At 63.6% G+C, this 11,912-nt stretch carries 13 protein-coding genes; 5 read left to right on the plus strand and 8 right to left on the minus strand.

Going from position 1 to position 11,912, the window contains the following annotated elements; all coding sequences use genetic code 11:
- The first annotated feature begins 1 nt into the window (after window position 1).
- The 3 genes from FS787_RS00280 (at window position 2) to FS787_RS00290 (ending at window position 4,028) form a co-directional block, all read left to right on the plus strand.
- Window positions 2–1,738, plus strand: coding sequence for a SulP family inorganic anion transporter (locus FS787_RS00280; protein ID WP_144670021.1), 1,737 nt, complete (start codon window positions 2–4; stop codon window positions 1,736–1,738).
- A gap of 116 nt (window positions 1,739–1,854) precedes the next feature.
- Window positions 1,855–3,450, plus strand: coding sequence for an MFS transporter (locus tag FS787_RS00285; RefSeq protein ID WP_144670023.1), 1,596 nt, complete (start codon window positions 1,855–1,857; stop codon window positions 3,448–3,450).
- Between the two features lie 191 nt (window positions 3,451–3,641).
- Entirely contained in the window at window positions 3,642–4,028 is a 387-nt protein-coding gene (locus FS787_RS00290) for an SHOCT domain-containing protein (RefSeq protein WP_144670025.1), read from the plus strand.
- A 60-nt stretch (window positions 4,029–4,088) separates the two neighbouring features.
- Here the strand turns inward: FS787_RS00290 and FS787_RS00295 are convergent, their stop codons facing one another.
- From FS787_RS00295 to FS787_RS00310, 4 genes are all read right to left on the minus strand, one after another.
- Complete coding sequence (locus FS787_RS00295; protein ID WP_144670027.1) at window positions 4,089–4,754, minus strand: GAP family protein; 666 nt, start codon at window positions 4,752–4,754, stop codon at window positions 4,089–4,091.
- 39 nt (window positions 4,755–4,793) lie between these two features.
- On the minus strand, window positions 4,794–5,948 hold the full coding sequence (locus FS787_RS00300; RefSeq protein WP_144670029.1) for an AI-2E family transporter: 1,155 nt from the start codon (window positions 5,946–5,948) through the stop codon (window positions 4,794–4,796).
- 29 nt (window positions 5,949–5,977) lie between these two features.
- Window positions 5,978–6,364, minus strand: coding sequence for an SHOCT domain-containing protein (locus FS787_RS00305; RefSeq protein ID WP_144670031.1), 387 nt, complete (start codon window positions 6,362–6,364; stop codon window positions 5,978–5,980).
- 97 nt (window positions 6,365–6,461) lie between these two features.
- Window positions 6,462–6,884: a hypothetical protein gene (locus FS787_RS00310; protein ID WP_260982323.1), complete on the minus strand. Its 423-nt coding sequence runs from the start codon at window positions 6,882–6,884 to the stop codon at window positions 6,462–6,464.
- A 256-nt stretch (window positions 6,885–7,140) separates the two neighbouring features.
- Between FS787_RS00310 and FS787_RS00315 the strand changes: the two genes are divergently transcribed.
- Together FS787_RS00315 and FS787_RS00320 are read left to right on the plus strand one after the other, a co-directional pair.
- Window positions 7,141–7,521: a PLDc N-terminal domain-containing protein gene (locus FS787_RS00315; RefSeq protein WP_186329056.1), complete on the plus strand. Its 381-nt coding sequence runs from the start codon at window positions 7,141–7,143 to the stop codon at window positions 7,519–7,521.
- A gap of 108 nt (window positions 7,522–7,629) precedes the next feature.
- Entirely contained in the window at window positions 7,630–8,460 is an 831-nt protein-coding gene (locus tag FS787_RS00320; RefSeq protein WP_144670034.1) for a class II glutamine amidotransferase, read from the plus strand.
- 65 nt (window positions 8,461–8,525) lie between these two features.
- Here the strand turns inward: FS787_RS00320 and FS787_RS00325 are convergent, their stop codons facing one another.
- The 4 genes from FS787_RS00325 to FS787_RS00340 all read right to left on the minus strand — a co-directional run bounded on the left by FS787_RS00325 (window position 8,526) and on the right by FS787_RS00340 (window position 11,632).
- Window positions 8,526–9,926, minus strand: a complete 1,401-nt coding sequence (locus tag FS787_RS00325) for a hypothetical protein (RefSeq protein WP_144670036.1) — start codon at window positions 9,924–9,926, stop codon at window positions 8,526–8,528.
- A gap of 174 nt (window positions 9,927–10,100) precedes the next feature.
- Window positions 10,101–10,319 carry an SHOCT domain-containing protein gene (locus FS787_RS00330; RefSeq protein WP_144670038.1) on the minus strand — a complete coding sequence of 73 codons (219 nt, stop codon included), beginning with the start codon at window positions 10,317–10,319 and terminating at the stop codon, window positions 10,101–10,103.
- A gap of 29 nt (window positions 10,320–10,348) precedes the next feature.
- Entirely contained in the window at window positions 10,349–10,777 is a 429-nt protein-coding gene (locus tag FS787_RS00335) for a DUF6325 family protein (RefSeq protein ID WP_144670040.1), read from the minus strand.
- Between the two features lie 381 nt (window positions 10,778–11,158).
- Window positions 11,159–11,632, minus strand: coding sequence for a potassium channel family protein (locus tag FS787_RS00340; protein WP_260982324.1), 474 nt, complete (start codon window positions 11,630–11,632; stop codon window positions 11,159–11,161).
- Window positions 11,633–11,912: the final 280 nt, after the last annotated feature.

Genomic DNA, 11,912 nt, shown 5'->3' on the forward strand with positions numbered 1-11,912 from the left:
GGTGGAACAAGGCAAGAAGAAGCCGCAGCGCGGGCGCCTGACAGGGTTGCCCATCCTTGGCCAGCTCCGCACCTACGACCGAGCCTGGCTGAGGGGCGACCTGATCGCCGGGGTGACCGTCGCGGCCCTGATCGTCCCCAAGAACCTCGGCTACGCCGGGATCGCGGGAATCCCGCTGCAGAACGGCCTGTATGCCGCGGCAGCCGGCGCGATCGTATACGGGGCACTGGGTTCCTGCCGGCAGATCTCGATGGGTCCCAGCTCAGGACTGGCGGCCGTGGCCGCGAGCGCCGTGCTCGCTGCCGGCATCAGCAACGAGCAGGATGCCGCCTCGTTTGTTGCGGGCATCACCCTCGCTTCCGGAATTTTGTTTCTGCTCCTGGCCGTCCTCAGGATGGGATGGATTGCCCAGTTCCTCTCGCGGGCGGTGGTCACCGGGTTCCTCTTCGGTGCGGCGATCGACGTCGTCATCGGGGAGCTCCCGAAACTGACCGGGACCGAGGTCACCGGATCCAATCCGATGCAGGAACTGCGGTCATGGCTTGGGACCCTGGGCGAGGCACACCTGACCACCGTCGTGGTGGGTGTCATCGCCCTGATCGTGGTTTTCGTTCTGAAGGCGATCGCGCCCACGATCCCCGGAGCCCTGGTCCTGGTGGTGGGCGGGCTGCTGGCGGCGGCCGTGTTCGACCTTGGCGCCAAGGGGGTGGCGCTGGTAGGTGACGTGCCCAGCGGGCTGCCGTCGCCCGAGCTCCCCGACGGTCAGCTGATGTGGGACAACGTGGAAACCGTCGCGATTGCGGCGGTGGCGCTGGTCCTGATCGGCTTTTCGCAGACGGCGGGAGACGCGCGGGCGTTCGCCGCCAAGCACCGCTACCGGATTGACATCAACCAGGAGTCCATCGCCCAGTCGTTTGCCAACATGGCCGCGGGCGTCTTCAAGGGGATGCCCGTCTCGACGAGTCTCTCAGCGAGTTCGCTCAACGACCACTCCGGAGCGAAGACCGGCCTGGCCTCCCTCACCTCCGGAGTCACCGTCCTGCTCACGCTGTTGTTCCTGGCGCCGCTCTTTTCGATCCTCCCCAAGCCGGTGCTTGCGGCGCTCATCATCGAGGCAGTTGTTATGGGCATGATGAACGTGCCGGAGATGCGGCGGCTGGCGCGGGTGCAAAGGTTTGATTTCTGGATTGCCGTCGCAGCCATTGCCGGCACCCTGATCTTCGGTGTGCTGGCGGGAGTCATCATTGGAATCGGACTTTCGCTCCTCTGGCTGATCGGTGTGGCCACGCACCCGCAGATGCCCGTCCTCGGTCGGGAGCGGGGCACACAGGTCTTCCGGGAAGTGGATGATCACCCCGGTGACGAGGTGATTCCCGGCGTGGCGGTCATCCGGTTTGACGGCGGTCTCTTCTTCGCCACCGCCGATGCCCTGGAGGACCGTCTGCGCGACGTCATCCACTCCACTCACGGGATTACCGGCATCGTGCTGGACTGCGCAGGGATCAACTTCGTCGACTCCCAAGGCACGGCGAAGATGGCGGAAATTGTGAAACTTGCGCGTGAGGCCGGTGTTAACCTGCGGCTCGCCCGGCTGAAACCCGCGGTCCGGGCCACCCTGGCCCGGGACGGCGTGATAGAACGCATCGGCGAGGGCATGATCCACGGCAACATCTTCAGGGCCGTGGAGGCTGAACAGGCCGCCGTCGAACGGCGTCGGGAAGGGGACCTCAACGGGTAATACCCCCGGGCCACGCCGGATCCGGCAGCAACCTCATGCCCCGGGAATGATTTGCCCGCCGCGTCCCATGCCTAGTTTTAGGGTAGTACGCCCTTCTAGCCGGGAGACGATGGCAGATGAACCCACCCCAAGGCGGCGATACCCAGACGGAACCGTTCAATGGCAGGCTCGCCCTGCTGTTGGCCATGGCGATGTTTGTGCTGGTCGTCGACACCTCGATTATGAATGTCTCGATCTCTGCGGTGGTGGAGGACATCGGCTCGACTGTCAGCGGCCTCCAGTCAGCGATTGCGCTCGAGGCGCTGGTTTCCGCCGCCTTTATCTTGATCGGCGGAAAAATCGGCGACCTGATCGGGCGCAAGCGCGCATATGTAATCGGGCTCGTCTGCTATGCCGTCGGTGCCATATCGATGACGTTGGCTCAGAGCCTGCTCCCGATCATCATCTTTTGGGCCGTCATTGGCGGGCTTGGTGCCTCGCTCCTGCTGCCGGCCATGCAGTCCCTCATCCACGGAAATTTCGAGGGCGCGGCGCAGAAGCGGGTCTACGCCCTGGTGGGCGCGTCGGCTGCGATTGCCGCCGCTGTGGGGCCCCTGCTCGGCGGGTTCATCACCACGTTCCTCTCCTGGCGCGTCGCCTTTATGCTGGAGGCCGTCATCATTGCGGTGGTGCTGTCCGGCATCAAGCTGGTTCATGATGTCCCGTACCTGGGGCCCCGATCGCTGGATCTCTTCGGGTCGCTGCTGTCCATCGTCGGCATGGGCGGGATCGTGCTTGGCATTCTGGTCTGGCAGGAGGGCGGCGAAGCGGTGGGCGCCCTACTGGCCGTCGGTGCGGTCGGACTGGGCAGCCTGATCTACTGGCTCGTCAGGCGCAAACGCCAAGGCAAGGCGGCCCTGCTGGACCCGGATTTGTTCCAGTCAAAAGCCTTCCGCTTTGGCGCCACGGGACAGATGCTTCAGCAGGTCGCGCTCGGCGGCACCATGATCGTGCTGCCCATCTACCTTCAGATGGTGCTCGGATACAACGCCATGCAGGCAGGGTTGTCTATCGCGCCACTTTCGCTGACCATGTTCGGGGTCGCAATGCTTGCCGGCAAGCGGGCCGGCACGCGCCGCCCTGCCAGCCTTATCCGGTGGGGTTTCCTGCTCTTGGTCCTGGGACTGGTGGTGCTGGTCCCGATCGTGCCGCGCGCGGACTCCGGCTGGTGGCTCCTGGTGCCGCTGATCATTTCGGGATGCGGCCTGGGGCTGCTGGTATCCCAGCTCAACAACTACACTCTGTCCCCGATCTCCGACGAGCGGGTCAGCGAAGCAGCCAGCGTCAACTCGGCCTCGGGGTCGTTCGGTTTGTCCCTGGGGCTCGCGTTCGCCGGCGGCATTATGCTGGCATCGCTCTCGACGATCTTCATCGGCATGGCGACGTCCAGCACGGTTCTTGCGCCGGACCAGCAGCAGCAGGTCGCTCAGACCCTGGAACAGGACGCGCAGGTGTTGAGCAATACGCAGCTCGAGGAACTCCTTGCAGGCCAAACGGAGGAAGTGAGTGACGAAATCATCCGGATCAACACCGAAGCCCGGCCCCTTGCCCTCCAGATCGCCCTGGTGGTTCCGATCCTGGCCGGCCTGATCGGTCTGTTCACGTCCTTCCGCATGATGAGACTCCCCGATCCCAAGGCTTCCGGTGCAGGGGAAGGCGCAATTCTGGGGTGAGCATTTGCTGACCGCATTGCCTGGATTTCACCCCCGGTGGATGAGGAAAAGCGCGGCACCCGGGACGGAGAATGCTTGTACCTGCCAGTGGTGAGTCTGCCAGTCCACGACCCAGACCTGCAGTTAGCTCCATTCCCACCAAGGCCGAGTACCCGTACAAAAGCCGCATCAACTGAAAGTAGGGAAGCCACATGAGTTTCTGGGAGAACTTTTGGAATATTTTCTGGTGGTTCATTTATGTCTATGCATTCTTCGCTTTCCTGTTCGCGCTGTTCGTGATCATCAGTGACATATTCCGGGACAAGCAGCTGAACGGCTGGCTGAAAGCCGTCTGGCTCCTGTTCCTGGCGTTCCTGCCGTTCCTGAGTGTGCTGGTGTACCTGATTGCCCGTGGCAAGGGCTTGACGGAGCGGGCAGCTGAACGATCCCGCCAGAACCGGGAAGCCACCAACGCCTATATACGCGAGGCCGCCGCGGCAAGCCCGACCGAGGAGATTGCCAAAGCCAAGGCACTCCTGGACGCCGGAACCATCAGCCCCGACGAGTTTCAAAAGATCAAGAGCAGCGTGCTGGTCTGACGTAGCAGCAACCGCTAAGGAGCGCCCCGCGATTTTTATCGCTGGGCGCTCCTGCTTCGTTCAAAGCTGAATGATCGAGTAGCCGATGATGAATATCCCGATGGTCAGTGTTGCGATTGCGGCAACCGTCTGCCCGTTCCGCTGCATCCACGTGTAGGTGGCCGTCAGCGGTACTTCAGCCCGCTCCGGGGACTTCAGCCATATGGCAATCGGCACGACGACGGCTGACTGGGTCACGACGGCGTACGCGACCACCAGCAAAGCTCCCTGGAACAGCGGCGGTTCCTGAACGCTGATCACAGCACCGGCCGCGACGGCGAGCAGGAGCGCCTTGGGTCGGAGGTTCAGGCCCAGGCCCAGGACAGCGAACTCCCACGGGCGGGCGGATTGGAACCTCGTTTTGAGTTTCCCGACGACCGCGCTGTCCGTCTGGCTTCTATGGGAGAAGAGGTAAATGGCGTAGCCAATAAGCAAGAGGCCGACCACCAGGCCAATCTGGGCCAGCAGTTCGTCCTGCCTCAACGTTGGCCGGCCAGGCAGGAGCTGCAGCCCGACGGCCGAAAGGCCAACAACCACGATCGACCCGGCGACACTGCCGATCAGGAAGGGCAGGGCACCGCGGCGTGGATCGGGGGAGAGCAGGATCATGATGGTGATGCTCACGGGCACGGTGCTGATCGCCCCTGCGAGGCCGAACAGCATGAGGCTCGTGACGATGCTCAGCACCTGACGGTCACCCGGCTTGCACACTCACCCAACGGCATGTCACGCCTTCGGTGTGCTGCCGGGGTCCGGTTTGCCGGATCCCCGCCGCGCCCGGCGCGCGCGAATCGCATCGTCTTCCTGCTTGAGGATAACCTCGAGGTCCTTTTTGTCACCCGTCAAGGGCCGCCACCACGCGATGGCCGGGTCGGAGTCGAGGAGGATTGTGCGGGAAAGGAGTGTGAGGGGCACTGCGAGGACCGCTCCGGCTGGCCCGAGAATGACGGCCCAGAACAGCACTGAGGCGAACGTTATCGTCTCACTGAGGGCCACCGCATTGCCGACGTACTTGGGCTGGATGATGGACTGAATGACCGTGTTGATCCCGCCGTAGAACACAATCACGGCAACTACAGTAGGCCACCCGCCGGTGAGGAACCCGAAGAACAGCGGCGGGACGATCGCAATAAAGTAGCCGATGTTTGGGATGAAGCTGCAAATGAAGGACAGCAAACCCCACAGCAGGGCGCCGGGTACCTGCAGGATCGTCAGGAGGAGCCAGTTGAAAAGTCCCTGGGCTACCCCCAGGACGGTGGTGGCCACCATGTACCGGCGGACGCCGCGCCCAAAGTCGTTGAACGCGGTTACCATGTCCGGCCGGTGGTAATTCAGGTGGGTCAGCACGGCCGGCATACGCGAGCCATCCACCCCCATGAGGATCAGCATCGTCAGGATGACCACGAGGCCGCCCACAATGCTCGTGATGTTTCCCAGGACTCCGCCGATGAAGCTGATCAGACGGCCGGGAGTAAACCCCTGCAGAACGGCCTGCGTCTGTTCGGGGCCGAACCCCACTGATTCCAGCAGTGCGGTAATGGAGGCGCCCAGCTGTTCGAGCTCAGGCGCATACTGCGGCAAGAGGGCGGAGAACTGGGCGAGCGAGGCAAAGAGTATCGCGGCGAAGCCCGCCAGCAGCGCAAAGACTGCGGCGATGGTGGTTCCGGTAGCGACTCCCCGGGGGACTCCGCGTCCCTGCATCCAGCGCCGCAGGGGATGGACGCAGAGCGTGAGGATAAACGCGAAAAAGACGGGGAGGACAATTCCCCGCATGGCGGCCAGACCGAAAGCCACCACAGCGGCGCAAGCCAGAGTGAGCAGGATGATGGCGGAGCGGGGGAGGACAGGACGTGGATACGGATCCGCTGGTTCCGGCCCCATGGAGCCCTCCTTCGTTCGCGTCAAGTGTCTTAGGTTGTGACCCGGGCCTTGATCCGTTGAAACTCGTCGGGGCTGATGGTTCCGGCGTCCAAAAGGGCCTTGGCTTTCGCGATTTCCTCGGTGGGGCTCGCTGTTGCGACTTCGCGGATATAGGAATCGGCGGCTTCCTGGTCTCGCCTGGCGCGTTGCATGGACCGCTCGGCCATGCCTTTGCCGCGGGCAATCATGTACACCAGCAGTGTCAGGAAGGGCACGAAGGCCAGGAAGATAATCCAGATGGCCTTCCACCAGCCGCTCAGCTCGTGGTCTCGGAAGACGTCGGCTATGACGATAAACAACGCATAGAGAAAGGCGAAGAGCGCATAGACGATGAAGAACCACCAGAATATGTCCCAAAAGTTTTCCCAGAAACTCATGTTGGCTTCCCTGCTTTCGATTGATGCGGCATTGTCCGTGAACGCAGCCTGGGTTTGATTTCAGTTCACCGGCCGGTCTTCCGGAGAAATCCGGAACCTAGCACTGGACTTCCGTCACTAGATCGCTCAGGGCGGCCTGGACGTTTGCTGCCTCGTCCCGCAGCGAGGCGGCTGCTTCGGTCAGCGTGGCATCGTCGGGAACGTCGTTGACGGCGGCAGCGAAGCGGGCTTCCGCTGATTCAACGGCGTCTACACGATCTTTGGCCGCGTCGCCGGTTGCATCGACCAGGTCGTCATAGGTCTTCACCACCTGGTCCCGGGCGGCCTGGACCTGTTCCAGCGTGGCCCCTGATTTGAGGGTGTCTTTGAAACCTGTCAGCGCGTCGGCAAAGGCATCGGCAGCGGCGCACGCCGGCGAAACAGACGGAGCCGCGCTGGACGTGCCAGCGGGCGGGCTCGGGGTGCTGCAGCCCGCGAGCAGCATAAGCGCTGCTCCGAGTGCGGACAACCGTGCGAGCACTGGCCGCGTTCCCAACATTTGGCGCCCCCTCTCGGAAGGTCATTCTCCTGGCAGCCCAATGACCGCCAGATAACACCATCGTTGGCCTCGAACCCCGGGACGCGCCTCACCCGCCGGGGGTGATAAAAGGGCAAGCGCACGCGGCCGGGGACGTTGCACGGGCCGGGCCGTTTCCGCCGTCAAAGGACCGTTCCGGAGCGCTGGCATGTGTGGGATGATGCGGGCATGCGCGCCCACGCGGCTGAAAGGAAATGACATGACTTTCTGGGACTACTTTTGGCTGATGATGTCGTTTCTGCTTTATGTTTCTTATCTGGTGGTTCTGTTTCTGATCGTCAAGGACATTTTCGCTGATTCGACCCGCCCAGGATGGGGCAAGGCTGCCTGGGTAGTTGTCCTGATTTTCCTGCCGCTCCTCGGCGGTCTGGCATATTTGATTGCCTTCGGACAATCCATGTCCTTACGGCAGGCTGCCCGTCACGATGTGGCGAACGAAGATTCTGACGACGACGTCCGCCGAACGGCGGGAACCAACCCGACGGAACAAATCGCGCAGGCCAAAACTTTGCTGGACGACGGCGCCCTGACCGCCGACGAATTCGCCGCGGTCAAGGAACGGGTGCTTCGCCAGCAATGAGAACGGGCAGGGTTGCCCCAGGAGGGTCACCCGTGGGAGATGATGCGCAGAGTCCTTGCCGGTGATGGAATCGTGATGAAATTCCACCCTGACTAGAAGGAGACAGGCATGTGCCGTTGGCTCGCGTATTCGGGTTCGCCCGTGCGATTGGATGACCTTCTCTATAAACCCGCCAATTCGCTCGTGATGCAGAGCAAGCACGCGCGTATGGGAGTTGAAACCACCAATGGGGACGGCTTCGGCGTCGGCTGGTACGGGACCGCCCCGGTACCAGGTGTGTTTCACAGCACGGAGCCCGCCTGGCATGACCGTAACCTGCGCGAACTCGCGGGCCAGGCTTCGGCCGGCCGGGTTTTCGCGCACATCCGCGCCACCACGGGCACGGCGGTCCAGCAGACGAACTGCCACCCTTTCCGCCACGGCCGGTGGCTGTGGATGCACAACGGGGTTCTCGCGGATTTTTCGAAAGTGAAGCGAGATCTGGCCATGGCTGTCGAGCCCAGCCTCTACCCCGAGATCGAAGGGTCCACCGACTCGGAATTGTTTTTCTACCTTGCGCTCACTTTTGGCCTGGAGCGGGACCCCCGTACAGCTGTTGCTGAGGCTGTTGGTCTCATCGAAGACGTCGGACGGCGGCACGGCGTCGAGCACCCGATCCAGATGACGGTGGCGACTACCGACGGCGACACCACCTGGGCGTTCCGCTACTCCAGCGAGGGCAACTCCCGGTCACTCTTCCACAGCACCGACATCGCGACCCTCCGCGACCAGTACCCGGACAATCCCCTGCTCCACGGTCTCTCGGACGACACCAGGCTGGTGGTATCCGAACCGCTGGGGGATCTCCGCGGGGCGTGGCAGGAAGTGCCGGATGCCACGTGTGTGGTGGTGCACGGAGGCGATCAGGACCTGTACCCGTTTGCGCCGTCACGGGCCTAGCAGCTTTCCCACGGACGCTGTGAACAGCGGGGACGCCACCGCCCAACCGGCAGTGGCGTCCCCGCTCACGGCAGCGGGAGCGTAGGATTCGATTGCTCGGGGGCTCCGGTCGTCACAGGTTCGTCGGCATGGGCGGCGACGACGGCTGGGCGGCACAGGAGTTCGACAAGTAGAATCGCCAGGCCGGCCAGGACTGCCGTCCAGATGGCCACCGCCGCCGTCGGGTACTGCCAGAGGATCAGCACCAGCACGGCGACGCCGAGGATGGCGGCTTCCAGGATCCGGCGGTAGCGGGCCAGCCAGTGCTGCCACGGCCGGGCTTGCCCGGCCCCCACCTTTCCGGTCAGGTAGTCTCCGGCGCCTGCCAGTCCTTGCCGGACACGCTCGGCGGGACGCGAATGGCCGCTCAGGAAAGCGGCTACTGCAATCAGCAGGCCGACGACGAAGACAAACCGCACGGCGGTTCTGAGCGGCGCCACGAGGGTCTCAACGAGGCTTTCGGCCGCCGCCGGGGAGACCGTTCCCGCTGGAACGGTGCTGAGGAAGATGTTCAGCCCGATGGCAAGTCCGAGGGCGAGTAGTGCCATGGCCACCGCTAGCCCCAACCCGAGGCGGCTCGTCGTCCGCCTCCTCCAGCCCCGCGGCGCCACAGCAATGGCTCCGATGGCGCTCAGCGCCGTCAGCCAGGCCAGGATGGGGGCGGTCCGGTCCAGCGTTTGGATGGCTTCCGTGGCCCTGGCGAGTTCGGGGGATTGCAAAAGCGTAATCTGTGCGTCGACTTCCGGAATCCGGTTCGCGATGTCCACTCCCTGCTCCACGAGCAGGGTCTTGACCCGGGCGATGATTTCCTGGGTGGAGATGGTGACTGTGCCGCTCTCATCGATACTGACCGTGCCGCCGGTTTCGCCTGTGGCCAGGTTGACGATTCCCTGATGGGCCACCCTGTTGACCTGGGTCCAAAGATCCTGGAACTGCGGGCTGGCAACGAATCTGGTGACGGCGGTATGGATCAGCGTTCTGGTCTGCTCGGCGATGGCGGGCGCCAGCCCCGTGATCACAGCGGCCGCCCGCGGTGCGACCTTGCCGAGCTCGGTCATCGCCTCGCGTGTGATGCCCTCGATGTCGATGGCTTCGGTGATCTGCGCGGTGACCTTGTTGGCGAGCTCCGCTTGAATGGCAGGGTCGGAGGCCAACGGCGCGACGGTGGCGACGTAGCGGTCGGTGTCGAGGACCTCACTGCGCAGGTACAAGGCCGGCACGGTGGCGCAGGCCAACACGGCAGTCAGCACCACCAGGAAAACGGCAACAATCCGGCGGGCCAGGCCCGATCCGTGTCCGGGGGGTTTCGGTGTAGTCTTTCCGGCCTCGTCCTTTTCGAGCTGAAGACGGGCCACTTCGGCGCGTAGCCGCCGTATTTCTTCCTGTTCCGGGCTGCCTGCGCTTTGGGCATCATGGGGGAGTGTCATGAGGGCGCGCCGCCTAGATAGCTTCGCGTCGCGCGGAGGTGCCTACCCGGGCCGGGAGGGACCGGAGGGGTCGGCACCGCCTGTAGCCCATGGACAGAGGGGACGCTGGTTGATCGCTTCACGGGAACCACCTCCAGATTATTGGTTCGGGTAAGGGAGCCTGGCTTCCCAGGCTCACATCAGGAGCCGGGCTTTCGCTGCGGCAAATTCGGCGTCGGTGAGCAGGCCGGAGCTGCGCAGCTCGGCGAGCCGGGAGAGCTGGTCGGCCAGTTCGTTTCCGCCACGTGGCGTGGAAACGGGCGGGGGCGCGTCCCGGGACGGGGTGCCCGTTAAGGCAGCGGTCCGGGCTACGGTGCCGAGCAGCCCTGGCCGGCCGGCCCTGGCAAATGGCATGAGGGATCCTTTTGGTCGATGGATGTCTTTCAGCTTGTTGCGACGCCATCTGCTTCGATGGCCACGACTGCTTCTTCCTGCGGGATTCTGGCTTGGAGGGCCGTCACGCCTCCTGAGCGACGCACTTCCTCTGTGAGCCGCTGCGCCCAACGGTGTTCCAGGACAGCGACCAGCGCTGTTTCATTGCTCTTAATGGCTCCGGCCGCCAATTCGACGTCGGCGTCGTTGAGCAGGGTCATAGGGCGGGAGTCGAGGAGCATTCCCGTCCACGCCGCGGGCAGATCATCGTGCAGGTCACGGACATGCACGGCTCCCTCGCGATCCCTGCTCACCAGCACCAGATCTGCAAGGGCGACCGCCCCCGATTTGACCGTTTCGCTGAGTGCCTTAATCACGTTTGCGTCGATGGTCGGTTTCGGAAAGGCGCAGACAATCACTTCCAGCGGACCGATCTTCATGTGGAGCTCCTGTTCCCCGAGTCGGGCAGACGTGACAATCCTTATTCTCCGCGAGGAGTACCGGCCCAGCCCCACCCAAGCAGGGTGATCTGTTGTTACCGCGGGAGGGAAACCGCCGGCTGAGGACGGGAATTCCCGGACTCCACGCCTGTCCGTGAGGCCTGGTCCGTACGGGTCCCCAGCAGCGCGGGGTGCTCGATGCTGGACAGATTCAGGGCGGCGGGTCCACGTTTCCGGTTGCCCGGCGCCGCGTGATCATCCCCTATGGGTGAGCGTCGCCGGAATGTTGAGGCGGGACAGGACAGCACAGGGAAGGGCAAGGCAGGGCGTGGTGGAGACAGCGGGTGGGAGGGGAGATGGCCGCGCGTGAAGGACTCCGGATCAGGGGGTGCCCAGCCGCCGTCCGGCCGCGAAGAACGCAACTTTGGCGACCAGCATGAGGGCACCCAGGCCGGCGATCATCTGGACCGTCACGACCGCCCTCGCGAGTTGGCTGACCGGCGTGATGTCCCCGAATCCGACAGTGGCGAACGTGACCGTCGTGAAGTACAGGGCGTCCATCCTGCTCAGCGGTTCGGTGAACGCCCGCGGATCCGTTGTGGACATTGAGGTGTAGAGAAATGCAAAGAGAAACAGGAACATCAGGACGGTTTCGACGACGGCTTCGGCTGCGCGGACCTGGGGGACTTCCGCCGCGATAATCATACGTAGTTGAAGCACCAGTGCGCTGACAAAAACGAGCAGGATTCCCGCGAGACGGATCCACGCCGCGGCAGGATTGTCTTCGTTGAATCCGCCAATTGGAATGGCGATGTACAGAAAGAGAATTATTGCCAGGAATGCCGCTAGGCGCATTGCCGCGACAATAAAAACGTGCCGCCTGGCGGCCCGGTCAAGTTGCCGGACAAAAACCGGGCTTTTCCGGCTACCCTGCTTTGTGGCCATGACTGATGGTACTACCGTGCCGCCAGTGCGCGCGGGGCCATGACCCGGGCCTTCCTGAGGACGCAGCTTTGCGCGCGGTGCGTGGCGCAAGGACCTTATGACCCTGTTGCACGCAATTTCACTGCCCTACGATCAAATACGTGGGAGAGCCGCTAATTACTTCCGAACGGGTTCCTGGTCCGCTGTTTAA

This window comes from Arthrobacter sp. U41 (assembly GCF_007679325.1).
In the GTDB taxonomy this organism is placed as follows: domain Bacteria; phylum Actinomycetota; class Actinomycetes; order Actinomycetales; family Micrococcaceae; genus Arthrobacter.